Here is a 23,713-nt window from a genome sequence, read left to right as displayed (position 1 = left end):
GGTAATCAATATGCCACTTTCAGAAGATTTAAAAGCGAAGCTGCTGGCAGTGCTCGGCGAGGGGGCAACTCCCGACGACATTCTGCTGGCGCTCAATGAGCTGCCCACCGATGACCTGTCGAAGGTTAAAGACAATAAGCCGGACATGCGAACGGCTGCCGCAGACGAAGATCAAAATTTAATGACTGAAGCGCAGGTGAAAGCTGACTCAGCCTACCGCGCCCTTGGCAAAACAGCACCTTCACCTTTCTCTGGCGAAAAAGCAATGGACTACCGTAAGCGAGTGCTGATTGGAGCACAGCGCCTGGCGAAGGATTTTAGCGGAGTGAATATACGATCTGTTTCTGATTCAGCGACTCTCTCAGTGCTGGAGGATCAGATTTACAAGGCCGCTCGTGAGGGCACTGAATGGGCAATGGAGAATACGCCAGGGTATCTGCACAAAACAGTCCGCATGGATGAAGCTGGCCGCCGGATTACTGAATATCAGGGGGATCCGAACGTCTGGCTATCAGCCTTCAAAACTCCTGGCCGCATCCTTTCCCGAATTAATACCCAAGGCAGCATTCGTTAAGCAGCCGTTATTCCGCCCGGCTCTGGTGCTTCAGGCCGGGTTCAGTTTCAACGCCTCAAGGAAAATCCCATGCTTTTGACTGAAATTGATGCCGCCAAACAGGTGCGTGATGGGGGGCTTCCATCGCCGCACAAGTTTACAAACATGTGGCTGGTGAACCTGCGCATCACCGGCACCGGGCTGGCTTACCGCTCAAACGAAAAAGAATACGTCTGGCGTTCGCCGCAGACTTACCTTAACCCACAGTTCCTGGAGCGATGCTCAGGTGTTCCGGTGATTATCGATCATCCGGAAGGTAAGATGCTGGAACAGGTTGGCAATAAGCACCGTATTGTCGGTACCGTCATGCTGCCGTACATCCGTGGGGATGAGGTTTGGGCTATTTGCCGCATATATGGGCAGGAAATTATCGACTACATAACGAAGAATAAGGACTGCGTCTCGACAAGCCCGAACGTTGTGTTCTGCGGTGCGGCTGAGTGCCCTGTAGTAGAGAATGCCATGGGTGAGGACAATTTTTGCATTGAAGGGACGCCGTTCCTCATTGACCACGTTGCACTGGTTCCGCTGGGTGTATGGGATAAGGACGGGAAGCCTGCAGGAGTTGAGGTCACCACACCGTCAGAGGACGAGCAAATCGCCGCGGTCATCAAAGCTGCGGTTGATGCAGCTTTTAAGCCAGCGACAGAAAAACTGGAAAAATTATCCGGGCGACTGGATGAGATGGAGAGGATTACAGCAGCATGAGCGAGAAAAAAAATAAAAAAACTACCGTTGCTTACGACCGTCAATTAGGGATGATTGCCTATGATGCGATTATCGATGGTAAGAGTTACAGCGAAATAGCCGAAATTGACGGGATGCCGGACACCGCCGGGTTACTGGAGTGGCAGAGAGATGAACGGGAATTTCGGGATATTGTGGCGGCAGCCCGTGGCTACCAGAGAGCACGAATGGTCACTGAAATTCAGGAAATTGCCGATAATGCCGATCCCACCGTCCCGGGAGAACTGGAAAAGGCGCGGTTGCGGTGCGAGGTGAAAATGTGGATGGTTGATAAAGTGTTTTAGCCGGCAGCATGCTGGACAGTGGAAAGTAAACGGACGGTAAAGCGGTATGAGCAAGGAAATTGACTGGGGAGAAATCGAAAAAAAATGGTGTGCTGGTGCAAGCGCCCGTGACCTGTCAAAAGAGTATGGCGTGAGCCACACCGCCATAAATAAACGCGCAAAAATCGAACAATGGGAGAAAGTTTCCACTAAGGTTTCCACCCGCAAAAAAGTTTCCACTGGAAACCGGGGGGGAAACCTTGATAAAGCCAGTAACGGCAAGCATTCCAGCGAGGTTTCCACTTCGAAAAAAAGTAAAAAAACGCTCAAAACGAAACGGAACAGCCGTAGTGGAAACCCCCAGCCTGGAAACCTGTTTCCCCCTCAAAACCGTGCCTCCCTGAAGCATGGCGGTTATGCCCGCCGTCTGCTGACTTCCGATGCCAATCTGGAAGATGCCGCCGCCCTGACGCTGGAAGATGAGCTGTTGCGCGTTCGGGCCGCCAATCTGGAAGCTGCCGAATGTATCGGGCGTTGGAAAACTCAGTTGATTGATGTTGACGAAGAGAAGAAAAAAACGCTGATTTCCTATATCGATGGCGCGTATAAGGCGATGGACAGGAACACTGCCCGTATTGAGTCGCTGGCCTCCAGACTGACGCTGGGACGGAAAATGGAGGCTGAGACGCTTCTCAAACTCGCGGCCCGAGATAAAGCGCTATTCGAGCTGCAGCGGGAAAGAGATCTTGCATCGCTGGAGGCTGAACGCCGGGAACTGGTGAACAAGAAAATTCAGGCCGATATTGATAAAGCCGATCCATCGTCTGAAGAAAATCTCATTGTCGTGCATAACGCGCTGCAGGTGCCTGGTGCGGTGCAGCCGACAAAGCATTAAAACACCACCCTCCACCGTGCTCGCAGTCAATCTCGTACATGTGAGAGGGGTTTTGCTATGACTGCGACACTCTGGGCGACGCGTTGGGACAAGTCGAAAACAGGGCAATTTATCCCAAAATCAGGATGACTTATCCCGAAAATAAAAGCCGATGTCAATAAAATCATATGGTTATGTGCGTTGGGATAAGTGGGACAGGTGGGACAAGTCAATTTGTATATCTATAGGGCAATTTTTCTGATACTCACCGTCGTTTTCTGATGGCGTGATCAGTTATATAAGAGGGCAAGCGAAGTAGTTGCGTATAAAAATATAGCTCACCACATCGCCTTGTTTACTGGCTTATCCATGATTTGTACTACTCCCTTCGCCCGGTGGTTCCGGCGGGAACTCAGCATTCTGGTGGGAGAGTATGAACTACGTGCGACCAGGTAGTCAGAGTTGTTATAGCTTGAAATCACTTGGATTTGAGCAATATTTGCTATTGCTATCTTTTGTCATGAACTCCATTTCATTGATGTAGTATTAAGGCTCAGCAATGAATTTGAAGAGAAAAGAGGATTTATGGACCTGTCTCCCCTTGATAAATGGTTAAAAGTATCCACATGGAATACCCTTCATCCATCTGATGAAAAAAGATTTAATCAAGCAGTTTTGAACCTTATGCGAGTAAATGGTGCAACGGGTATCCATCCTGATGATTTCAAAAATTATATTATGGAGATGTTCCAGGGGAGGTTAGAACACGACTATTTGGTGCGTGTAGTGGAACGTTATACAGATAAATACGATGCGATATCCTCCTTCTATTATGATAATGATTTGCTCCAGTAATGAATAATGGTCACATCATAAGCGAAATGAGGGCAGTCTGAAAAAACGTGTACCCAAGGGTGTACCCAATTTTGCGGTGTGATTTTATATCATACCGATTTACTGGGTTTTAATGGGGTTCTGATGCTTCATTTTGTGCATCAAAACAGGGCGCTCGCGCCCTGTTTTGCATTACGGTAGTGCATAACACTGGAGAATGCGATGACAGAGAAACAGGTTGTTTTTAGTGGACAGGTCACACTCCCTGCGGTGGGACAGGGGACCTGGTATATGGGTGAAAAGCCCCATCATCGACGAGCCGAAGTGACAGCACTGCGTGCGGGCATTGATTTGGGTCTAACGCTTATCGACACCGCAGAGATGTACGCTGAAGGTGCGGCAGAGGAGGTGGTTGGCGAAGCGCTGGCAGGCAGGCGTGATCAGGCCTTTCTGGTCTCAAAAGTTTACCCCTGGAATGCCGGAGGGCAAAAAGCCATTACGGCATGTGAAGGCAGTCTGCGCCGCCTTAATACCGATTACCTGGACCTCTATTTATTACACTGGTCAGGCGGTTTTTCATTTGAAGAGACGGTCGAGGCGATGGAAAAACTGATCGCACAGGGAAAAATCCGTCGCTGGGGCGTTTCTAATCTCGATACTGACGCTATGCAGAAATTGTGGCTGGTCGCTGGCGGGAAGCAGTGCGCCACCAACCAGGTGCTTTATCATCTGGCCTCCCGCGGGATTGAGTACGACCTGCTGCCATGGTGCCAGCAGCATCAGCTGCCGGTGATGGCATACAGCCCGCTGGCGCAAGCCGGGCGGTTGCGTAGCGGCTTATTGAACAATCCCATCGTTAATGACGTTGCTCATGCTCATCATGCGAGTGCGGCGCAAATTCTGCTGGCGTGGGTCATTAGTCATCAGGGCGTGATGGCGATACCAAAAGCGGCAAATGTGGAGCATGTGCAGCAGAACGCGGCGGCACTGAATATTACTCTTTCAGCCAGTGAGCTGGCTGCACTGGATAACGCGTATCCGGCCCCGAAGGGGAAAACCGCGCTGGATATGGTGTGATGATGCCGGATGTTATTTTCGAAGGCCAGATAAGACGTGAGTCGCCATCTGGCATTGTAGGCCGGATGGCGATGCTCACGCATCTTATCCGGCCAACAGAAACACCGGCATCACTGATCGCTTAACGTTTGGCGACGCTAAGGGTCTGTGCCAGACGGGAAGGTTTCTCTTCGGTGGCCTTTTGCGGCGCGGTAGCGTACGCCGTTTCCACACAAACAAACGTCTTGTAGCCATCATCCGGCATATCACCCATGCTCACGGACAGCGCCGGGCCTGGGTTCCAGCCGACAACGTTGAGGTGATGATGGTGTACGACGTCAATATTGCGATTGAGCGCATCATCGTGAATGACGCTACAGGCTTGTGGATTCAGGTACACACGGTCAGTCCTGTCCGGGAACGTTTGCACACCGTCGGCCAGCACATCTTCTTTGGCATCGTTCACTTTATCGATATAGCGATCGCCAAGACCACTCACTTTCACTGCCGCAATATCACCGACGTTAAAATAGGTGTGCAGCGCGGATGTCGTTTCAAACTCACCGTGGGCTTCCAGTTCGATCTCGCAGGTTTTCCCCAATTTAAAGCGGGCTAACAGCGAAAAATCATGCGGCCAGAACTTCCGGGTGGCGTCGCTATGTTGCAGTTCGAAGGTCAGGACCACGCCGTTATCGTCTTCGTTGTGCGCTTTGAGCGTCCATGGCAGATTGCGGGCAAAACCGTGAGCAGGCAGGCCTGCTTGTGCCGCCGGGCCGAACCACGGCCAGCAAATCGGCACGCCGCCGCGCAACGCGGTGCCTGTTTTGAACGGCGTCGTGTTGCTTAGCCACAGAACGTCGTCTTCTCCAGCCGGTTTCCAGGAGAGCAGGTGCGCGCCCTGTAATGCGAAAGACGCTTTTACCTGCGGGTGGTCGACAACAATGACCTCCAGCTCATCAAGCTGGCGGCGGGAGAGGACAGGGGTAATATGTTCGACTACCGGAAGTGCAAAAATTTTATTGATCATCACGCAATCCTTTCTCTTCAGGCAAAAAAAAGAGCGACCGAAGTCGCTCTCTTATAGATTACTGTTTCATTCCAACTTATTTGGAGATGTGAGCAATCAGATCCAGAACTTTGTTGGAGTAGCCGGTTTCGTTGTCGTACCAGGATACCAGTTTCACGAAGTTGTCGTTCAGTGCGATACCTGCTTTAGCATCGAACACGGAAGTGCAAACTTCACCGTTGAAATCGGTAGAGACAACGTCGTCTTCGGTGTAACCCAGAACGCCTTTCATCGGGCCTTCGGAAGCTGCTTTGATGGCTTTCTTAATGTCTTCGTAAGAAGCCGCTTTTTCCAGACGAACAGTCAGGTCAACAACGGATACGTTCGGGGTCGGAACACGGAACGCCATACCAGTCAGTTTACCGTTCAGTTCTGGCAGAACTACGCCAACTGCTTTAGCAGCACCGGTAGAAGAAGGGATGATGTTCTGAGCCGCGCCACGGCCGCCGCGCCAGTCTTTGTGAGACGGGCCGTCAACAGTTTTCTGAGTAGCGGTGGTTGCGTGAACGGTGGTCATCAGGCCTTCAACGATACCGAAGTTGTCGTTGATAACTTTAGCCAGCGGCGCCAGGCAGTTGGTGGTGCAGGATGCGTTGGAAACGATGTCCTGGCCAGCATATTTGTCAAAGTTAGCGCCTTTAACAAACATCGGGGTTTTGTCTTTGGACGGGCCAGTCAGAACCACTTTTTTCGCGCCAGCGGTGATGTGCTTACGAGCGGTTTCGTCAGTCAGGAACAGACCAGTAGCTTCAGCAACTACGTCAACACCAACTTCGTCCCATTTCAGGTTAGCCGGATCACGTTCAGCGGTAACACGGATTTTTTTACCGTTAACGATCAGATGACCGTCTTTCACTTCAACGGTACCGTTGAAACGGCCGTGAGTGGAGTCATATTTCAGCATGTAAGCCATGTAGTCAGCGTCTAACAGATCGTTGATTGCAACGATCTCGATGTCAGAACGTTCTTGAGCAGCACGGAAAACAATGCGACCGATACGGCCAAAACCGTTGATACCTACTTTGATAGTCATATATTCCACCAGCTATTTGTTAGTGAATAAAAGGTTGCCTGTAAAATTACAAAAACCTTACGCAGCGTCAAGCGGAATCGTGTCAATCATTGCGACAAATCAATCCTATGAACAAGCTTTGCACGACTGATTCGCCTCACTCTTCCTTTGGGCTTGAAACCACGTGGGGGCGGCGCCCCGAATTTTAAAGGGCAACTCAGATAAAAATGTGATTGCGATCACGAATCATGAGCTGCCATTTCGCCAGGTTCAAGTTTAGAACAAAAGTTCACACTGGGGTGTTAATGTTTTGTTAGAATCGGTTGCGTGATGTGAGTAAATCTACAGCGAGATGCGAGTAAATGGCTAACCAACCCTCTCCGGAAGAACTGAAAAAAAATTTGTCGGAAATGCAATTTTATGTAACGCAAAATCACGGCACAGAACCGCCGTTTACCGGGCGTTTGCTGCATAACAAGCGGGGTGGAACCTACCATTGTCTGGTCTGCGATGCTGCGTTGTTTCACTCCCAGACGAAGTTTGATTCGGGCTGTGGTTGGCCCAGTTTTTATGAGCCGGTCAGTGAAGAGTCCATTCGTTACATTAAAGATAATTCCCATGGGATGCAGCGTATAGAAATTCGTTGCGGCAACTGTGATGCGCACCTGGGACATGTCTTCCCGGACGGCCCGCAACCGACCGGCGATCGTTATTGCGTCAATTCCGCCTCATTAAGCTTTACCGATGATGAAAATGGCGAACAAATCAAAGGTTGAAAAAACGATTCAGCAAATTATTCCAAAGGAGCGGACTTATCATGAATCTTGACGAGATGATCGACAGCATGACACCGGAAGTTTATCAGCGGTTATCTACCGCGGTTGAACTGGGGAAATGGCCTGATGGCGTTGCGCTGACGCCGGAACAAAAAGAGAACAGTCTGCAACTGGTGATGCTCTGGCAGGCGCGCCATAATACCGACGCGCAGCATATGACGATAGACACCAACGGTCAGATGGTCATGAAGAGCAAACAGCAGTTGAAAGCCGATTTCGGCATTGTGCCGCCGCCGATAGCGACGCTGAAAGTGCAGTAAGCGGCGCTTGCCGATGGCGTTATCGCGCCACCGGCAACATTATCATCATTGCTGTGTCTCTTCCCAGTCCGCCAGGGTATACAGCGTTGCGCCTGCGCCCGACATCTCCATAAATGCCTGCGCGCTGTCCTGCGGCTGGATATTCACGCCACGACAGCCATCGGTGATGACATTCACCGTGTAGCCCAACTGTAACGCATCCAGCACGCTAAACTTCACGCAGTAGTCGGTTGCCAGCCCCATGATGATAAGCGTATCCACGCCATGCTCATGAAGCCAGGCGTCTAACGCCGTTTTCTGGCGACGGCCGTTATCATAAAAAGCACTGTAGCTATCGACCCGCGGGTTTTCACCCTTATGAAAAATGGCCGTAATGGCACGTTGGTTGAGCAGGGGATGTAGCGCCGCGCCGTCGCTGTTTTGCACGCAGTGATCGGGCCAGAAGGTTTGCGCCAGACCGTCAAGCTGCCCCTGACTGTACGCCTGTGCCTGATGCTGACTGGCAAAGCTACCGTGACTGGCAGGGTGCCAGTCCTGACTTGCGATCACGGCATCTCCCCGGGAAGCACACCAGGCAATCAGTTGGTTGGCAACCTCTACTGTGCTGTCTCCTTCAGGAACCGCCAGCGCGCCACCCGCACAAAAGTCATTCTGTAAATCGACCAGTAACAAAGCCCGGTTTGTCATATTGTCCTCCTGAGGGTGACTTAGTCATCCGGTGTCAGTTCACCGCGAAGGTTCTGCGTCATCGCGGTGCGAATAGTTTGCGTATCTACGCCCTGACTCAGCAAATAATGCAGTTTGGTTAGCGTTGCCTCAACGGTCATGTCGGCACCGCCGATAACCCCGGCGTGCGCCAGCGCGTTACCTGTGGCGTAACCTCCCATGTTCACTTTGCCGGACATACATTGCGTAAGATTGACCACGACAATACCCCGTGAGCTGGCGTCTTCCAGTTCTTTCAGGAACTCTTTGTTTTGCGGCGCATTTCCCACTCCGTAAGAGCGCAAAATCAGCGCTTTTACCGGCTGGCGCAGGAAGTTACGTACCACATCGGCGGAAATTCCCGGATAAATAGTCACCACACCAATCGGTTGCGGCGTGATCGGGTGAACGCGCAATTCACCGTCGCCGTGCGGTGCGGGCGGGGTGCCCAGGCGACGAATATGGATCCCGGCTTCCAGTAATGGCTGCAGATTCGGAGATGCAAAGGCATCGAAACCGTCAGCGTGCGCCTTGGTGGTGCGATTACCACGGAAAAGACGATTATTGAAAAAGAGCGTCACTTCGTTGATCGGGTAATTCGCCGCGATATACAGCGCATTCAGCAGATTGATTTGGCCATCGGAACGCAGCTCCGCTAGCGGGATTTGTGACCCTGTCACTATGACCGGTTTACCCAGATTCTCCAGCATGAAAGAGAGTGCAGAGGCGGTAAACGCCATAGTGTCGGTGCCGTGCAAAATGACAAAACCATCGTATTCGTCGTAATGCGCTTTGATGTCTTCTGCAATATGCTGCCAGTCTTCCGGTGTCATATCGGATGAATCCATCAAGGGGGCGTATTCATGAATAGTGAAGTCTGGCATTTCAGGACGGTGGAACTCGGGCATCAGCGCCAGTTGGCGTTGAAGATGGCCGGAAACAGGAATGTAGCCTTGTTCGGAACGCTGCATACCAATGGTACCGCCAGTATAAGCAACGTAAATCGATTTCTTCTGCATGATAGTTTCTTCTGGAACATAAAAAACCCCTCTTCGTGTGAAGAGGGGTTGATGATTAGCGAACGTTCGCGCAGGTTAAACAGAACGCATAACGGTTTTGCGGATCATTAAACGCCGCCAGTTTGTCGCTCTCTGCTTTTACCACATTTGCCGCAGAGACCAGCGGTGCTGGCAACATTGCCTGAATGGCTTCTGGCAGCATAGCGCGAACCGAGCCGGACATGCTGTCCATGACCATATCAAAGAAGGTTGGCTCATCCTGATAATAATCAAGATGCCATTGCTTGATTTTGGCCAGTTCAGCGGCTTTGGCAACCGCATCGTCAAAGTCGCCCAAACTGTCGACCAGACCATTGGCTTTCGCATCCTGTCCGGTCCAGACATGGCCTTGCGCAATCTTATCAATTTGCTCCGGTGTGCTCTTACGCGCATCGGCCACCAGCGTGATAAAGCGTTTGTAGCCGTTCTCAATACTCAGTTGAATCATCTGTTGCACTTCTGGCGGCAGGGCTTTGGTCATTGACATATCCGCCAGTGGGGAGGTGGAGACGCCGTCAGTATGTACGCCAATCGAATCCAGACTGTTTTCAACGGTGTTGATCACCCCGAAGATACCGATAGAACCGGTCAGGGTACTGGGGTTGGCCACAATATAGCTGGCAGGCGTTGAGATCCAATAACCGCCGGAAGCGGCCATGCCCCCCATTGAAACCACAACTGGCTTACCTGCCGCTTTCGCTGCCGCCAGTTCTGCACGGATCACTTCGGAGGCGCTGACACTACCGCCAAGACTATTGACGCGCAAGACAATCGCTTTCACTTTAGGATCCAGACGTGCGTCGCGGATCTGTGCTGCGGTCGTGTCGCCACCGACATTCCCCGGCGTCTCTTCGCCATCCATGATTGCGCCATTCGCGAACACAACGCCAATGCTGTCGCCAGTATCAGAAGGCGGATTCAGCGAGTAATCGTAATAGCTGATGGCGCGGTAATTATTTTCCTTCTTGCTCCAGCCAAACTGTTTGGTCAGCGCTTTTTCTACTTCGGCGCTGGAGGCCAGCGCATCCACCAGTTTGTTATCCAGCGCGTATTTCGCCGTATCGCCATCCACTTTGCTCAACCCGTCGAGCATGGCCTGCGCACCTGGGAATACCTGTTGGGCAGGGATCTGACGGTTTGCGGCAACGGTATTCAGGTAGTTTTGCCACAGTTCGCCAATCCAGCGACTGTCCGCTTCGCGCGCGGCTGGGGACATATCATCACGAATAAACGGTTCAACGGCGGATTTGTAGGTTCCTACGCGGAAAACGTGCGTGGAGACTTTCAGCTTATCCAGCAGGGATTTGTAATACAGACCATTGGTGGCAAATCCGTGCAGATCGACGGCCCCTTGCGGAGAAAGCCAAATCTTATTCGCGAAGCTCGCCAGGTAATACTGCCCCTGAGTGTAGTTATCACCCACGGCAAAAACGGGCTTCCCGCTGTCGCGGAACTCGCGCAACGCCTTACCGATGTACTGCATGGAGGGTTGATCCGCCCCGGCGAAATTTTTCAAGTCCATTACAATGCCGGTAATATTACGGTCGTCCTTCGCCTGACGAATCGTATTTACGATATCAAACAGCGAGTTTTCCTGCAGTCGGTCAGAACTTGCGCCAAAAAACTGGCGACCCAGAATACCCAGCCGGTTGGTACTGGAGGGTTTATCGACGATCACGCCGGAAATATCCAACAGTAGCGCGCCACGCGCTGTTTGCTCGCTGGTATGGCTGCTGCTGACCTGCATCCAGATGCCCACACCCACCAACACCAGCAGAATAAAGAACAGGTTAAGCACCAGTTCACGAACGAAATTCAGCAGTCGCCACGTCCATTTAAAACATCCGGCAATAATTCGCCACAGGGTTCGCATGTATACTCCCTAACCAAAAAAACAACGCCATTCTCACCGTATCAGGAGAAAGCGCTAAGATGAGGCTATCGTAATGACCCAACCGGCTCTTGTCAGCAGGAATCACTGCCTGTGCTGTAACAAAATCTGCTCACGTGTTAATTTTGTGAATTAACATCATTGCTGGAGTTAACTAAATGGATGCACTCGAATTACTTGTTAACCGCCGTAGCGCCTCTCGTCTGGCCGAACCGGCCCCCGCGGGTGAACAGCTGCAAAATATTTTGCGGGCGGGTATGCGCGCGCCGGATCACAAATCTCTGCAACCCTGGCGTTTTTTTGTGATTGAAGGCGAAGGGCGCGAACGTTTTAGCGCCACACTGGAGAACGCTGCCATCGCGCAAGGCGGGGATGAAAAAGCCGTTGAGAAAGCCCGTTCTGCGCCGTTTCGCGCGCCGCTCATCATTGCCGTGGTGGCGAAGTGCGAAGAGAACCACAAAGTGCCCGTCTGGGAACAACAGATGTCAGCGGGCTGTGCGGTGATGGCGATGCAGATGGCGGCGATCGCGCAAGGTTTCAATGGGATCTGGCGCAGTGGCGCATTAACGGAAAGCCCGGTCGTGCGCGATGCTTTTCAGTGCCGGGCGCAGGATAAAATTGTGGGATTCCTCTATCTGGGGACGCCGCAACTGAAAGCCTCAACGAGCATTAACCTGCCGGACCCGACGCCATTCGTCCGTTATTTTTAAGATATTCGACGAAACTGTCTGGATTATGAGCAAAGACGCCGGAATTCAGACAGTCACTCTTATCACATCACAGAATGAGCGTTACCATAGCTGAATTGCAATGACAGGAGATGTCCATGAGCGAGCAAACTATTCGTTTAACGCAATACAGCCACGGAGCCGGTTGCGGTTGTAAAATTTCCCCTAAAGTGCTGGAAACCATCCTGCATAGCGAGCAGGCGAAGTTTGTCGACCCGAACCTGCTTGTGGGTAACGAAACCCGCGATGATGCGGCGGTGTACGATCTGGGGAATGGCACCAGTATTATCAGTACCACCGATTTCTTTATGCCGATCGTTGATAATCCGTTCGATTTTGGTCGTATTGCGGCGACCAATGCCATTAGCGATATTTTTGCGATGGGCGGCAAACCGATTATGGCGATTGCCATTTTAGGGTGGCCTATCAATACGCTTTCCCCGGAAATTGCCAGAGAAGTCACCGAAGGCGGGCGTTTTGCCTGCAAACAAGCCGGTATTGCGCTGGCGGGCGGTCACTCCATTGATGCGCCGGAACCGATTTTTGGCCTGGCCGTCACCGGCGTCGTGCCCACTGAGCGCGTGAAAAAGAACAGTACCGCGCAGGCCGGGTGCAAACTGTTCCTCACCAAACCGCTGGGGATTGGCGTGCTGACGACCGCAGAGAAAAAATCACTGCTGAAGCCGGAACATCAGGGGCTGGCGACCGAAGTGATGTGCCGAATGAACATTGCGGGCGCGGCGTTTGCCAATATCGATGGCGTGAAGGCGATGACCGATGTGACCGGTTTTGGGTTGCTGGGGCATTTAAGCGAAATGTGTCAGGGCGCAGGCGTGCAGGCGCAGATTCATTATCAGGAAGTGCCAAAACTGCCGGGCGTGGAAGAGTATATTCAATTGGGTGCGGTGCCGGGCGGCACGGAGCGCAACTATGCCAGTTACGGGCATTTGATGGGCGAAATGCCGCACGCGGTACGTTCTCTGTTGTGCGATCCGCAAACGTCTGGTGGACTGCTGTTGGCGGTGGCGCCGGAATCCGAAGAGGAAGTTAAAGCGACCGCGGCGGAGTTTGGTATCGATCTGACTGCCATTGGCGAGCTGGTTGAAGCCCGTGGTGGGCGCGCCATGGTTGAGATCCGTTAATTCGATGCGGTTGTATATTGCCGAAAAACCGAGTCTGGCCCGCGCGATTGCGGACGTGTTGCCAAAGCCGCATCGCAAAGGCGATGGTTTTATCGAATGCGGAAATGGGCAAGTGGTGACCTGGTGTATCGGTCACCTGCTTGAACAGGCGCAACCCGACGCCTACGACAGCCGTTATGCGCGCTGGAGCTTAGCCGATCTTCCGATAGTGCCGGAAAAATGGCAGTTGCAGCCGCGTCCTTCCGTGACCAAACAGCTCAACGTCATCAAACGGTTCCTGCATGAAGCCAGCGAAGTGATTCACGCGGGAGACCCCGATCGTGAAGGGCAGTTGCTGGTGGACGAAGTGCTGGATTACCTGCAACTGGCCCCGGAAAAACGCCATCAGGTGCAACGTTGTTTGATCAACGACCTTAACCCGCAGGCGGTCGAACGGGCGATTGAACGTCTGCGTTCCAACAGCGAATTTGTACCGCTGTGCGTTTCGGCGCTGGCGCGGGCGCGCGCCGACTGGCTGTACGGCATCAACATGACCCGTGCGTATACCATTCTGGGGCGCAACGCCGGTTATCAGGGTGTCCTCTCGGTGGGACGGGTACAGACGCCGGTTCTCGGGCTGGTGGTGCGCCGCGATGAAGAGATCGAAAATTTCGTCGCCAAAGATTTTTTTGAGGTGAAAGCGCATATCGTCACGCCAGCCGATGAACGGTTTACGGCTCTCTGGCAACCCAGCGAAGCCTGTGAACCGTATCAGGACGAAGAAGGGCGTTTACTTCATCGCCCACTGGCGGAACATGTGGTAAACCGTATTAACGGTCAACCTGCGGTGGTTACCAGTTATAACGATAAACGGGAATCAGAATCCGCGCCGCTGCCGTTTTCACTCTCCGCCTTGCAGATTGAAGCCGCCAAACGCTTCGGGCTGAGCGCGCAGAATGTGCTCGATATTTGCCAGAAGCTGTATGAAACCCACAAACTGATCACCTACCCACGTTCTGACTGTCGCTATCTGCCGGAAGAACATTTTGCCGGACGCCATGCGGTGCTGAACGCGATCAGCGTCCATGCGCCGGATCTGCTGCCGCAACCGGCGGTCAATCCGGATACCCGTAACCGCTGCTGGGATGACAAAAAAGTCGATGCGCACCATGCGATCATTCCGACCGCACGCAGTTCATCGATAGCCCTGAACGACAACGAAGCGAAGGTCTACAACCTGATTGCGCGCCAGTATCTGATGCAGTTCTGCCCGGATGCGGTGTTCCGCAAGTGCGTGATTGAGCTGGACATTGCGAAGGGCAAATTTATTGCCAAAGCCCGGTTCCTGGCGGAAGCGGGATGGCGCACGCTGCTGGGCAATAAAGAACGTGATGAAGAGAACGACGGTACGCCGTTGCCGGTGGTCGCGAAAGACGATGCGCTTTTGTGCGAGAAAGGCGAAGTGGTCGAACGTCAGACCCAACCACCGCGCCACTTTACAGATGCGACTTTGCTCTCGGCAATGACCGGTATCGCTCGCTTCGTGCAGGACAAAGATCTGAAAAAGATCCTGCGTGCAACCGACGGTCTCGGCACCGAGGCGACCCGCGCTGGTATTATTGAATTACTGTTTAAACGCGGTTTTCTGACCAAGAAAGGGCGCTACATTCACTCCACCGATGCCGGAAAAGCATTGTTTCATTCGCTGCCGGAAATGGCGACCCGCCCTGATATGACGGCGCACTGGGAGTCAATCCTGACGCAAATCAGTGAGAAACAGTGCCGCTATCAGGATTTTATGCAGCCATTGGTTGGAACGCTGTATCAGTTGATCGATCAGGCTAAGCGTACGCCGGTTAGGCGCTTTAAGGGGATTGTTGCCCCAGGCGGCGGTGAGAAGAAAAAGTCTGCGCCGCGTAAACGTACGGCGAAAAAAAGCCCGCCATCAGATGAAGTGGCAGTGGGGCGATAGCGTAAGCGAATGGTGCCGTTTTCAATGAATTGCACTCGTCCGTAGGTCTGATAAGCGAAGCGCCACCAGGCATTTTCACCGGACTCTTGCCGGGGGCGCTGCGCTTGCCCGGCCTACCAAGAGTGCAGTTTCAATGAATTGCCCCCGCTAGTAGGCCTGATAAGCGAAGCGCCATCAGGCATTTATGGTTAAATCACACCCTGACCCAGCATTGCGTCGGCCACTTTGACGAAGCCCGCAATGTTTGCGCCACGAACATAGTTTGTCTGTTTATTTTCACCGCCGTACTCCACGCACGCATGGTGAATATCCAACATAATGTGGTGCAAACGCGCATCCACTTTCTCCGCCTTCCAGCCTAAACGCGCGGCGTTTTGCGCCATCTCCAGCCCGGAGGTGGCCACGCCACCTGCGTTAGCCGCTTTACCTGGCGCGAACAGGACGCCTGCTTCGAGGAACAGATCGGTGGCTTCGATGGTGGTCGGCATGTTTGCGCCTTCCGCCACCGCTTTCACGCCATTGGCGATAAGCTGGCGAGCCGCATCAACATCCAGTTCGTTTTGCGTTGCACATGGCAGGGCGATATCGACCGGAACCGCCCACGGTTGTTTGCCTTCCAGATAGGTCAGACCAAATTCACGCGCGTAGTCCGCGACGCGACCGTCGTGGCTGGCTTTGATTTCGCACAGGCGCGCCAGTTTTTCTTTCGTAAAGCCGCTTTCGTCAACGACGGTGCCGCTGGAGTCCGAGGCGGTAACCACACGGGCACCAAACTCCATCGCTTTTTCAATGGCGAATTGCGCCACGTTGCCGGAACCGGAAACCGCCACGCGCATCCCTTCAAAGCCAAGACCGTGGCGTTTGAGCATCGCTTCAGTGAAGTAGACCAGACCATAACCGGTCGCTTCCGGGCGGATCAGGCTGCCGCCGAAGGAGAGACCTTTGCCCGTAAAGACGCAGGCGCTATTGTTGGAGAGCTTGCGCATCATCCCGGCCATATAGCCCACTTCACGCCCGCCCACGCCGATATCACCGGCTGGCACATCGGTATCCGGCCCCAAATGGCGATACAGTTCGGTCATCAGCGCCTGGCAAAAACGCATCACTTCGCCTTCGCTTTTCCCTTTCGGGTCAAAATCGCTACCGCCTTTACCGCCGCCCATTGGCAATGTGGTCAGGGCGTTTTTAAAGGTCTGCTCAAAACCGAGGAATTTCAGAATCGACAGGTTAACCGAAGGGTGGAAACGCATCCCGCCCTTATAGGGACCGATCGCGGCGTTGAACTGTACGCGCCAGGCCCGGTTTACCTGAACCTGATTGCGGTCGTCCAGCCAGACGACGCGAAACTGGATCACGCGCTCCGGTTCAACAAGACGTTCCAGTAACGACATTTGACGATAACGGGGATTCTGCTCAAGGAAGGGCCATAGCGTGGTCATCACTTCACGGACGGCCTGCGCGAACTCGGTTTGATTCGGGTCGCGCTTTTGAACATGGTTGAGGAAAGACTCCAGAGAACATGTCTGATCCATAGATTTAAAAACCTCTTATATTTTAATGTGGTTGTAATTGTGTTTTATGTGAATAGGTGTTTGCAGATTTTGACTATAACATCAGCAATGTGACGCTAAGCAAGAAAAAAATCATGCTGCTGCGCAAATTAATAACGAAGCGGGCGTCATGACTAAAAGTGATGATAGAAGGGCTAAAGTTTAGGGTGTTTACTACCGTTAATAGGAAAGACGAGTTCAATTTAAAAGGAATGACTATGCGCCGTTTATTGATGGCCGCTGTTGCAGTGGCACTGATGCCTTACGCTGTGCAGGCGAATGACCGTTATCGCCCGGATGTTGACGTTAGCATACCGCCGGAGGTTTTTAGCTCCAGCGGACAGCGTCCTCAGCCCTGTAATCAGTGCTGCATTTACCAGGATCAAAATTATTCAGAAGGGGCCGTCATCAAAGCCGATGGCGTACTGTTGCAGTGCCAGCGTGACGACAAAGCCCTCAGCACGAATCCGCTGGTCTGGCGTCGCGTAAAACCTTAAATGCTTCTAATAGCGGAATGTCTGCCGGGGCGAGTGGATAATTAAGCGCGTCTTCAGGCGAGCACCAGAGCAGACGCTGGTGTTCGTGTGCGCGCAATGTACCGTTAAAGTCCGGGACGTGCCAGGCATGCAGATGAATTAATCGCCCCGACACTTCACGCTGATGGCTGGCGATATACTGCCCAACCACCGCGTCGATCCCCAGTTCCTCCCTGAGTTCACGCACCAACGCCTGCGGCTGGCTTTCACCGGACTCGACTTTACCACCGGCAAATTCCCACATTCCGGGCTGGTCAGCATGTTCCGGGCGCTGAGCCAGTAAAATTTTGCCATCACGCTCAATGATGGCGGCAACGACGTCGAGAGATTTCATTATATTCAACACTGCCTGACGAGAGAAAATGCCATAATATCCGCAGTGTTATCTAACCTGAAGAACTTTACACTTACGGGAGCATGTGTGCTTGATCGCTATCTTCACCCTGGAATTAAACCTCTCCTGAATCGGTGCGCCAGTTTGCTGGATAAACCGGCGATTACGCCGGACGGACTGACGCTGCTTGGTTTTGCCATCGGCATGTTGGCCTTGCCGTTTCTGGCATTAGGCTGGTATCTGGCTGCGCTGGTCGCTATTGTATTGAACCGATTTTTGGATGGTCTGGATGGCGCACTGGCCCGGCGTAGAGGACTGACGGATGCGGGCGGATTTCTCGATATTTCTCTCGATTTTCTCTTTTACGCGCTGGTGCCGTTTGGTTTTATTCTCGCCGCACCGGAGCAAAATGCCCTCGCCGGCGGCTGGCTGCTGTTTGCGTTTATCGGCACCGGCAGCAGTTTTTTGGCCTTTGCCGCGCTGGCGGCGAAACATCAGATTGATAATCCCGGCTATGCGCATAAATCGTTTTACTATCTGGGCGGACTGACGGAAGGGACGGAGACCATTCTGCTGTTTGGGTTGAGTTGCTTATTCCCGGCGTATTTTTCGTGGCTTGCGTGGATATTTGGCGCGTTGTGCTGGATGACCACCTTTACGCGAATCTGGAGTGGCTACCTGACGCTGAAATCGCTTCAGCGTGCCGGATAAGACGTGTTGCCGAATGGCGCTACGCTTATCCGGCCTACACAACGTAGCGCCATCAGGCATTCATGATTTAGAGGCTGCTGTCCGGACCTCGTTCGCCGGTGGCGACCGGATTTTTCGGGTCGCGGCTCCACTCGTACCAGCCGCCGTCATACACGGAGACATTTTTCCAGCCCATCGCCCGGGCATAGATAAACGTTTCTGAGGCACGCCAGCCAGTACCGCAGTAGAAGGAAACCTGCTGATCCGCCAGGATATTCCACTGCTTCCACATGGCGGCGATATCGTCTGCGCTGCGCATGGTGCCGTCCGGGTTGTGGAAGTCTTCCATGTGCGTAGAGTCGCTGCCGGCATGACCCCAGCGCGCGCCGGCAATCTCGCCTTTCGGTTTGATGTAATTGTATCCGCTGGTGGTGCCAATAAACTCAGGCCAGGAGCGAATGCTGACCAGCGAAGCATCCTGGCGATGCAGCAGGGCGCGCGCCTGTTCCATATTCAACATCAGCTGCGGTTGCGCCGGAATGGCGACGCCAAAATCAGGTTCCGCTTTCACTTTTGGCGGCGTGCCGCGTTCAACCGGCAGCCCGGAGTCGGACCAGCTTTGCCAACCGCCATCAAGCACGCGAACATCTTTCACACCGGCATAGAGCATGATCTGTGCGACACGCGCCGCTGCGTAAACGTCGCGACCATACAGAACCACTGTCGTATCGTGACGAATGCCATGTTTCGCCAGAATCGCGTTGTTGCCGCCGCTACTGAGCGCGACCGCTTCGGTGGTGAGTGTGGGATAGCGACCTGCGCCGAGCCAAAGTCCTGGCATATATTGGGCGATACTGACAGAGAATCCGACCGAAAAAGCCAGCAGCGCCGGACGAACAAGCAACGGACATTTTACACAGCAGAATATCTTACCTTTTGTCCAACCCAGCGTTTGCGCCACCAGTATCAGGCGCGGGTCGATGCGTTGCCAGGCCGGACGTAGCGCAAATAGCATCCACGGAATCACCCACAGCAGATGCCCCCAGATAACGGTAGCGTACTGACCGTCCAGTTCCAGTCGCAGCGCGAGGATGTATTGCCCGCTCACCAGCGGTAGCGCCGGTAGAACAATCGGCAACCAGAGCCAGCCATGTCCACGTGATGGGCCCCATTCCAGCCATAACAGAATCATGATGAGTCCGATGGCGCTGGCAGCGAGGCCCAGAGACAGACTGTTGAATAACGCCTCAAGGTTGACTGACGCAGGGTGAGCGATAAGCGCCAGCAGCACAGAGCACAGTACACCCGTTAACGGCAGCATCAGCGAAAGCGTTTGGCCCGGTCGCGTCGATGAGCGGCGACGGCGCACGCCGTTCATCGTGGGGAGGGTACGTTGCCAGGCGCGCCACAGCAGATAGCCTGTCAGCGCGAAGGCAACGAGCAGCCCCACCAGCAGAAAACTGACCAGCGCGCCTTTGATCTGTTGATCGCTATCTCCCTGACTTAACCATTGCCAGCTTAATACCGCCAGCGTAGGTGGATTGCCTGGCCCGAGAATGATCGCCACGTCAACAACCGAGAGTGACCAGGCGACAACCGCCAGCATTACCGCCCCCAGCGCGGGCGCCACAGAAGGTAACAGCAGCCAGTTCAGACATTGCAGACGACTGTAACCGAGCGTATCGAGCACGATAACCTGCTGAGAAAGCTGTTTTTCACTGAGCAGTGCCGCGAGGATCCACAGAATAAAGGCGCTCTCTTTCACCGCCAGAGTTACGCCAAGCCCGATACCATAGCGATCCAATAACGGCGAGAAAAAAGGCATTGTGCGGTACAGCCACCCGCCTTCCGCAAACAGCAGCAACGCGCTGGTGGCAAAGGCCACATGCGGAATCGCCAGCAGCCACGGCAGACGTGCGCACAGACGCAGCCACCTGGCACCCGGCCAGAGGGCGACAATCACCGTCAGGGCAATCGTCAGCGCGCCAACTGCGGCAATGGTCGCCGAGATAAGCGTCGCCAGCAGCGCCTGTGATAGCTGTGGGTCGGCAAACAGCGCCAGCCAGTGTTTGATGGACAGCGCGGGAATGATGAGCGCAAACGCGCCAGGCACCAGCGGCGAGTAGATCGCCGCCATCATGCACCAGAGCAGCGAAATTAACGTGTACCGTAACGGCGTAGCCATTCTTGTTCCAGCGCGTTTACCCATGCGGCGTGAGGTTCAGGCAGTACGGCGGGTAATCCTTCCGGGACTCGCGACTGTAAGACGCGACGTTGCGCATCCGGCAGCTTTTTGGGATCCAGCACCGAAGGGTCGCCCCAGAGTGCGGGATCGGCTTTGCGTAATTGCGCCTCAGGGGAGAGCAGAAAATTAGCGACTACCTTCGCACCCGCGCTGGCACGGGCATTCGCCGGGATCGTGACGAAATGCACGTTGCCTACCATGCCCTGAGTAAAGCCAAAACGGTAGCCGGTCGCGGGGAGTTCGCCGCTGGCGATTTTTTGTTGCGCATGGGCGGGGTTAAAGGTCATGGAGATGCGCAGCACACCGGCATTAAGCAGCGCGTCCAGACGCGCAGGAGATGGCGGAAAATCGGCACCTTTACGCCACAGCCAGGGATGCAGCGCATCAAGATAGTGCCAGAGTGGCGCAGTCACCTCGGCAAACGTGGCGCTATCGGGGGCGATTTTTAGGGCATCAGGCTGAGATGTTAGCGCTATCAGCAACTGTTCCAGAAAGGCGGTGCCGGTAAAATCCGGTGGTCGCGGATAGGTCACGGTCCCAGGATACGTTTTGGCAAATTCCAGCAGCGCCTGCGGGGTTTTGGGTGGTTCGGGCGTGGTCGCGCGGTTGGCAATGAAGGTCAGTTGCGCGCCGCCCCAGGGCGATTCTGCGCCTTCAGTGGGAATGGCGAAGTCCTCGTTCACCGGTTGTTGTGTATCCACGAATCGCCAGTTTGGCAGCGCTTGCGCCCATCCGGTTTGCAGCAGTCCCGCCTCTTTCAGGGTTCGGAAGTTTTCGCCATTCACCCACAACAAGTCCACCGAGCCACCGGTTTTACGCCCGGCGGCAGACTCCGTCTGGATACGTTTGACGGCATCGGCGGCATCGGCGAGACGGACAATTTTAAGGTTTATCGCGTAATGGGTTTTCATTTCGCCGCTCACCCAGTCGAGATACTGATTGACGGCATTATCGCCGCCCCAGGCATTGAACCAGACGGTCTGTCCTTTCGCCTCCTCTTTGATCTGTTGCCAGTCGAGGGCATACGTGGTCTGGGAAAAGAGCGACAGTAACCCCAATAGCCATACACAGTGGCGCATGTTTTCCCCTTATTATTCGGATTTCGCGTCTGATGACGTCCCGCCCGGCAGGCGACACAGCCCCTGCGCAGGAATGTCCATTGACGAGTTAAAACGCGCCGATAAATTTTGTAAGCCGATAAGCGCCGTCAGTTCCGTTAGCGCCTGCACGTCAAAGTGGGCGGTCAGTGTGCGGCGTAGCGCGTCATCAACGCGAGGGGGCGTCATGCTGGCGGCTTCAGCATACTCCAGCGCCAGACGTTCCGACTCGCTAAACAGCGGGCTTTGCCGCCACTCGCTGACCGCCAGTAGTTTGTCCGTACTGCCTGTGCGTTCCGCGATTTTCATGTTGGTGATATCGACACAAAATTCGCACAGGCACATTTGCGCGATGCGGGCGCTGACGACGGCGCGTAACACAGGATCAAGCGGCGAGCGTTTGCGCTCCAGATAACCCACAAACATAGACACCAGATAAAAGAGGAAAGGAATACGCCCCCACCAGCGGATCGGGGTGAGCACTTCTCCGTAATGACGGCGATGCAGCCACGCCTGAGGACGTATAATCAGCGGGATTTTGTTCAGCGGCGGCAACCCCATCAGGATCTCCTCTTTTGACGTTCGCTATAGAATTTTCTGGCCGCAAAGACAACGACCGTGAGGGCGAACAGAATAAACAGTCCGCTCACGAACCAGAATGTCCCGCCGGTTAACAGGCTACCTGCCCATGAATAGACAATGGTTGCCGGTAGCTGACCCAGACCTGTCGCGATGAAAAAATGACGAAAACGGATCGACGTCAGACCGGCGGCGTAACTGATCGGATCGAAAGGGACAAACGGCAGCAGACGACAGATCAGAATAGTATGTTTGCCGTAACGCGCAAAAAAACCGTCCATGCTTTCCAGCACGGCTTTGCCGGTTAGTTTCTCGACAACGCTACGGCCCATTACCCTGGCGATGAAAAAGCAGAGGGCGGCGCCTGCCATCGCACTTGTCCAGGAGAGCAAAGCGCCCCAGAAGGCGCCGAACAGCGAGGCATTGGCAAAGGTGATGAGAAACGCCGGCAGCGGGGCGGCAATGGCCTGCAAGATCATCAAAATGAACGAGACCACTGCCGCCTGCGCGCCGTACGATTGAATAAAACGTTCAATGCCCTGTTGGTCCACGGCGGTAAAGGCCGCAAGACTGTGATGAATAAACGCATGAACACCAGGAATCAGCGCCCATGCACACAGCGCGGCAATTAACAGAAGGATGACTCCGGTGCGGTAAAACCAGAGAATACGCGGTTTATTGTGCATCATCCTGTTTGAACACCACCGTTGAGTTCAGCGATTGCCATAAGCCCTCCTGCCGTTAATCTTATTTTCCATGATGTGCCAGGATGCTGCATAGCGCTATTCTTCCGGATTATTTGACGACCAGCGTGCTGCGCTGCCCGGCGTATCGCCAGCATGCAGATTAACCTGTTTATGTCGGGCATATCGTTTGGCAAGCTGAATTAAAATAAATAACGACAGACCCGCCAGACAAAGTTTCACCATAAATACTGTGGTTATCCCTTCGCTGGAGAGTTCACTGGCCATCAGGGTATATATCAACAGTCCGGGAAACGTGGTGATGGCGGAAATAAACGTAAAAGGCCAGAATGAGATAGCCGTCAGGCCGTATGCATAATTTTGAATATTATAGGGAAATAACGGAATCAAACGCGTAAGGATTAAAAAATCAGTACCGTTGCGAATCATCCCTTTCTCAATCGCCTGAAATACGGGCGTGTGACCGACATATTTCAGCAACAGATCTCTGCCCAACCCGCGGGCAAGCAGAAAAGACAATGATGAGGCCAGTGTTGCCGCCACCAGGGAAAGTAGCGTTCCCCAGAAAGGACCAAATACTACGCCGCCAACAATGACCAGTACGCTGCCGGGCATCAGGCAGAGTGTGGCAATGATAAATAACAGGATATACAGGATGTAGGCGAGCGCGCCGCTTTGGCGAACGATTTCTTGCAGATGGGGTAAATTAACAACGAAATCGAGGAGTCCACGTGAATGAATAGCGTAAATCACAGCGCCAATAAAAAGACAGGCGATCGCTAATTTACACTCGGCTTTCATCACAGGAATTTCCTATATCAAGACTTGATAATAGAGAGTTTGTCGGGGAAACAAAAAACGAGCGTGACAATATAATAAACGGCAGTAAGGAACAAATTCTTACTGCCGCTTTGTTGATTTTACTCAATAATTATCCCGTCC

The 23,713-nt window shown here is 53.5% G+C and carries 23 protein-coding genes and 3 pseudogenes; 13 read left to right on the top strand and 13 right to left on the bottom strand.

Annotation, left to right across the window (positions count from 1 at the left end):
* The first annotated feature begins 10 nt into the window (after positions 1-10).
* The 6 genes from CJP72_RS05115 (at position 11) to CJP72_RS05090 (ending at position 4,408) form a co-directional block, all read left to right on the top strand.
* Entirely contained in the window at positions 11-574 is a 564-nt protein-coding gene (locus CJP72_RS05115; protein WP_162379817.1) for an NUDIX hydrolase, read from the top strand.
* A gap of 69 nt (positions 575-643) precedes the next feature.
* Positions 644-1,321, top strand: a complete 678-nt coding sequence (locus tag CJP72_RS05110) for a DUF2213 domain-containing protein (RefSeq protein ID WP_162379816.1) — start codon at positions 644-646, stop codon at positions 1,319-1,321.
* The gene (locus tag CJP72_RS05105) at positions 1,318-1,644 is read left to right on the top strand and encodes a terminase small subunit-like protein (protein ID WP_162379815.1); all 327 of its coding nucleotides are present in this window, start codon (positions 1,318-1,320) and stop codon (positions 1,642-1,644) included. The genes CJP72_RS05110 and CJP72_RS05105 overlap by 4 nt, the downstream gene beginning before the upstream one ends.
* Before the next feature lie 46 nt (positions 1,645-1,690).
* A complete protein-coding gene (locus CJP72_RS05100) occupies positions 1,691-2,518 on the top strand; it encodes a hypothetical protein (protein WP_162379814.1) in 828 nt (275 codons plus the stop codon).
* A 564-nt stretch (positions 2,519-3,082) separates the two neighbouring features.
* Positions 3,083-3,352: a hypothetical protein gene (locus CJP72_RS05095; RefSeq protein ID WP_162379753.1), complete on the top strand. Its 270-nt coding sequence runs from the start codon at positions 3,083-3,085 to the stop codon at positions 3,350-3,352.
* 201 nt (positions 3,353-3,553) lie between these two features.
* Positions 3,554-4,408 (top strand): aldo/keto reductase, encoded by an 855-nt coding sequence (locus CJP72_RS05090; protein WP_162379813.1) that lies wholly within the window; start codon positions 3,554-3,556, stop codon positions 4,406-4,408.
* 121 nt (positions 4,409-4,529) lie between these two features.
* Here the strand turns inward: CJP72_RS05090 and CJP72_RS05085 are convergent, their stop codons facing one another.
* Positions 4,530-5,414 carry a D-hexose-6-phosphate mutarotase gene (locus CJP72_RS05085; protein ID WP_162379812.1) on the bottom strand — a complete coding sequence of 295 codons (885 nt, stop codon included), beginning with the start codon at positions 5,412-5,414 and terminating at the stop codon, positions 4,530-4,532.
* Between the two features lie 76 nt (positions 5,415-5,490).
* Positions 5,491-6,486, bottom strand: a complete 996-nt coding sequence (gene gapA, locus CJP72_RS05080; protein WP_162379811.1) for a glyceraldehyde-3-phosphate dehydrogenase — start codon at positions 6,484-6,486, stop codon at positions 5,491-5,493.
* Positions 6,487-6,827: 341 nt separating this feature from the next.
* On the opposite strand from gapA, the gene msrB reads away from it, so the two are divergent.
* Together msrB and CJP72_RS05070 are read left to right on the top strand one after the other, a co-directional pair.
* Positions 6,828-7,241, top strand: coding sequence for a peptide-methionine (R)-S-oxide reductase MsrB (gene msrB, locus CJP72_RS05075; RefSeq protein WP_162379810.1), 414 nt, complete (start codon positions 6,828-6,830; stop codon positions 7,239-7,241).
* 41 nt (positions 7,242-7,282) lie between these two features.
* Entirely contained in the window at positions 7,283-7,561 is a 279-nt protein-coding gene (locus CJP72_RS05070) for a YeaC family protein (protein ID WP_162379809.1), read from the top strand.
* 45 nt (positions 7,562-7,606) lie between these two features.
* Here the strand turns inward: CJP72_RS05070 and pncA are convergent, their stop codons facing one another.
* The 3 genes from pncA to sppA are packed head-to-tail and all read right to left on the bottom strand — an operon-like array spanning position 7,607 to position 11,197.
* Positions 7,607-8,248, bottom strand: coding sequence for a bifunctional nicotinamidase/pyrazinamidase (gene pncA / locus CJP72_RS05065; protein WP_162379808.1), 642 nt, complete (start codon positions 8,246-8,248; stop codon positions 7,607-7,609).
* A gap of 20 nt (positions 8,249-8,268) precedes the next feature.
* Positions 8,269-9,285 carry an asparaginase gene (gene ansA, locus CJP72_RS05060; RefSeq protein WP_162379807.1) on the bottom strand — a complete coding sequence of 339 codons (1,017 nt, stop codon included), beginning with the start codon at positions 9,283-9,285 and terminating at the stop codon, positions 8,269-8,271.
* 55 nt (positions 9,286-9,340) lie between these two features.
* Positions 9,341-11,197: a signal peptide peptidase SppA gene (gene sppA / locus CJP72_RS05055; RefSeq protein ID WP_162379806.1), complete on the bottom strand. Its 1,857-nt coding sequence runs from the start codon at positions 11,195-11,197 to the stop codon at positions 9,341-9,343.
* Between the two features lie 176 nt (positions 11,198-11,373).
* On the opposite strand from sppA, the gene CJP72_RS05050 reads away from it, so the two are divergent.
* The 3 genes and pseudogenes from CJP72_RS05050 to topB all read left to right on the top strand — a co-directional run bounded on the left by CJP72_RS05050 (position 11,374) and on the right by topB (position 15,041).
* A complete protein-coding gene (locus CJP72_RS05050; RefSeq protein WP_162379805.1) occupies positions 11,374-11,925 on the top strand; it encodes an NAD(P)H nitroreductase in 552 nt (183 codons plus the stop codon).
* A gap of 116 nt (positions 11,926-12,041) precedes the next feature.
* Positions 12,042-13,085, top strand: coding sequence for a selenide, water dikinase SelD (gene selD, locus CJP72_RS05045; RefSeq protein ID WP_162379804.1), 1,044 nt, complete (start codon positions 12,042-12,044; stop codon positions 13,083-13,085).
* Between the two features lie 4 nt (positions 13,086-13,089).
* Positions 13,090-15,041: pseudogene (gene topB, locus CJP72_RS05040) on the top strand (DNA topoisomerase III).
* A gap of 183 nt (positions 15,042-15,224) precedes the next feature.
* Here the strand turns inward: topB and gdhA are convergent.
* Positions 15,225-16,568: an NADP-specific glutamate dehydrogenase gene (gene gdhA / locus CJP72_RS05035; RefSeq protein WP_162379802.1), complete on the bottom strand. Its 1,344-nt coding sequence runs from the start codon at positions 16,566-16,568 to the stop codon at positions 15,225-15,227.
* Between the two features lie 236 nt (positions 16,569-16,804).
* Between gdhA and CJP72_RS05030 the strand changes: the two genes are divergently transcribed.
* On the top strand, positions 16,805-17,083 hold the full coding sequence (locus tag CJP72_RS05030; RefSeq protein WP_162379801.1) for a YnjH family protein: 279 nt from the start codon (positions 16,805-16,807) through the stop codon (positions 17,081-17,083).
* Here the strand turns inward: CJP72_RS05030 and CJP72_RS05025 are convergent.
* Positions 17,043-17,456, bottom strand: a complete 414-nt coding sequence (locus CJP72_RS05025) for a pyrimidine (deoxy)nucleoside triphosphate diphosphatase (protein ID WP_162379800.1) — start codon at positions 17,454-17,456, stop codon at positions 17,043-17,045. The two genes, CJP72_RS05030 and CJP72_RS05025, sit on opposite strands and share 41 nt — an antisense overlap.
* A gap of 87 nt (positions 17,457-17,543) precedes the next feature.
* On the opposite strand from CJP72_RS05025, the gene CJP72_RS05020 reads away from it, so the two are divergent.
* Positions 17,544-18,167: a CDP-alcohol phosphatidyltransferase family protein gene (locus tag CJP72_RS05020; RefSeq protein WP_162379799.1), complete on the top strand. Its 624-nt coding sequence runs from the start codon at positions 17,544-17,546 to the stop codon at positions 18,165-18,167.
* 67 nt (positions 18,168-18,234) lie between these two features.
* Here the strand turns inward: CJP72_RS05020 and CJP72_RS25195 are convergent.
* The 6 genes and pseudogenes from CJP72_RS25195 to CJP72_RS04995 all read right to left on the bottom strand — a co-directional run.
* Positions 18,235-18,906, bottom strand: a pseudogene (locus tag CJP72_RS25195) (sulfurtransferase); the annotation flags it as partial.
* Positions 18,883-20,331: pseudogene (locus CJP72_RS26260) on the bottom strand (thiamine ABC transporter permease); the annotation flags it as partial. The pseudogenes CJP72_RS26260 and CJP72_RS25195, both read right to left, overlap by 24 nt.
* A complete protein-coding gene (locus CJP72_RS05010) occupies positions 20,304-21,470 on the bottom strand; it encodes an ABC transporter substrate-binding protein (protein ID WP_162379798.1) in 1,167 nt (388 codons plus the stop codon). The gene CJP72_RS05010 and the pseudogene CJP72_RS26260, both read right to left, overlap by 28 nt.
* A gap of 12 nt (positions 21,471-21,482) precedes the next feature.
* On the bottom strand, positions 21,483-22,049 hold the full coding sequence (locus tag CJP72_RS05005) for a carboxymuconolactone decarboxylase family protein (RefSeq protein WP_162379797.1): 567 nt from the start codon (positions 22,047-22,049) through the stop codon (positions 21,483-21,485).
* On the bottom strand, positions 22,049-22,756 hold the full coding sequence (locus CJP72_RS05000) for a TVP38/TMEM64 family protein (protein ID WP_162379796.1): 708 nt from the start codon (positions 22,754-22,756) through the stop codon (positions 22,049-22,051). Before CJP72_RS05000 ends, CJP72_RS05005 begins: the two co-directional genes overlap by 1 nt.
* Before the next feature lie 93 nt (positions 22,757-22,849).
* Positions 22,850-23,572, bottom strand: a complete 723-nt coding sequence (locus tag CJP72_RS04995; RefSeq protein ID WP_162379856.1) for a TVP38/TMEM64 family protein — start codon at positions 23,570-23,572, stop codon at positions 22,850-22,852.
* Positions 23,573-23,713 lie beyond the last annotated feature (141 nt).

Source organism: Citrobacter sp. NCU1 (assembly GCF_010231475.1).
Classification (GTDB): Bacteria; Pseudomonadota; Gammaproteobacteria; order Enterobacterales; family Enterobacteriaceae; genus Citrobacter_D.
The sequence above is the reverse complement of the archived record's forward strand: the minus strand, read 5'-3'. Positions and strand labels throughout refer to the sequence as shown.

What these genes read in the sequence shown, in the direction of transcription:
- CJP72_RS05000 (WP_162379796.1), bottom strand. Translation starts at nt 22,756, where the DNA reads ATGATGCACAATAAACCGCGTATTCTCTGGTTTTACCGCACCGGAGTC.
- pncA (WP_162379808.1), bottom strand. Translation starts at nt 8,248, where the DNA reads ATGACAAACCGGGCTTTGTTACTGGTCGATTTACAGAATGACTTTTGT.
- CJP72_RS05115 (WP_162379817.1), top strand. Translation starts at nt 11, where the DNA reads ATGCCACTTTCAGAAGATTTAAAAGCGAAGCTGCTGGCAGTGCTCGGC.
- gapA (WP_162379811.1), bottom strand. Translation starts at nt 6,486, where the DNA reads ATGACTATCAAAGTAGGTATCAACGGTTTTGGCCGTATCGGTCGCATT.
- CJP72_RS05085 (WP_162379812.1), bottom strand. Translation starts at nt 5,414, where the DNA reads ATGATCAATAAAATTTTTGCACTTCCGGTAGTCGAACATATTACCCCT.
- CJP72_RS05025 (WP_162379800.1), bottom strand. Translation starts at nt 17,456, where the DNA reads ATGAAATCTCTCGACGTCGTTGCCGCCATCATTGAGCGTGATGGCAAA.
- CJP72_RS05100 (WP_162379814.1), top strand. Translation starts at nt 1,691, where the DNA reads ATGAGCAAGGAAATTGACTGGGGAGAAATCGAAAAAAAATGGTGTGCT.
- sppA (WP_162379806.1), bottom strand. Translation starts at nt 11,197, where the DNA reads ATGCGAACCCTGTGGCGAATTATTGCCGGATGTTTTAAATGGACGTGG.
- ansA (WP_162379807.1), bottom strand. Translation starts at nt 9,285, where the DNA reads ATGCAGAAGAAATCGATTTACGTTGCTTATACTGGCGGTACCATTGGT.
- CJP72_RS05005 (WP_162379797.1), bottom strand. Translation starts at nt 22,049, where the DNA reads ATGGGGTTGCCGCCGCTGAACAAAATCCCGCTGATTATACGTCCTCAG.
- CJP72_RS04995 (WP_162379856.1), bottom strand. Translation starts at nt 23,572, where the DNA reads ATGAAAGCCGAGTGTAAATTAGCGATCGCCTGTCTTTTTATTGGCGCT.
- CJP72_RS05090 (WP_162379813.1), top strand. Translation starts at nt 3,554, where the DNA reads ATGACAGAGAAACAGGTTGTTTTTAGTGGACAGGTCACACTCCCTGCG.
- gdhA (WP_162379802.1), bottom strand. Translation starts at nt 16,568, where the DNA reads ATGGATCAGACATGTTCTCTGGAGTCTTTCCTCAACCATGTTCAAAAG.
- CJP72_RS05050 (WP_162379805.1), top strand. Translation starts at nt 11,374, where the DNA reads ATGGATGCACTCGAATTACTTGTTAACCGCCGTAGCGCCTCTCGTCTG.
- CJP72_RS05030 (WP_162379801.1), top strand. Translation starts at nt 16,805, where the DNA reads ATGCGCCGTTTATTGATGGCCGCTGTTGCAGTGGCACTGATGCCTTAC.
- CJP72_RS05095 (WP_162379753.1), top strand. Translation starts at nt 3,083, where the DNA reads ATGGACCTGTCTCCCCTTGATAAATGGTTAAAAGTATCCACATGGAAT.
- selD (WP_162379804.1), top strand. Translation starts at nt 12,042, where the DNA reads ATGAGCGAGCAAACTATTCGTTTAACGCAATACAGCCACGGAGCCGGT.
- msrB (WP_162379810.1), top strand. Translation starts at nt 6,828, where the DNA reads ATGGCTAACCAACCCTCTCCGGAAGAACTGAAAAAAAATTTGTCGGAA.
- CJP72_RS05070 (WP_162379809.1), top strand. Translation starts at nt 7,283, where the DNA reads ATGAATCTTGACGAGATGATCGACAGCATGACACCGGAAGTTTATCAG.
- CJP72_RS05110 (WP_162379816.1), top strand. Translation starts at nt 644, where the DNA reads ATGCTTTTGACTGAAATTGATGCCGCCAAACAGGTGCGTGATGGGGGG.
- CJP72_RS05105 (WP_162379815.1), top strand. Translation starts at nt 1,318, where the DNA reads ATGAGCGAGAAAAAAAATAAAAAAACTACCGTTGCTTACGACCGTCAA.
- CJP72_RS05010 (WP_162379798.1), bottom strand. Translation starts at nt 21,470, where the DNA reads ATGCGCCACTGTGTATGGCTATTGGGGTTACTGTCGCTCTTTTCCCAG.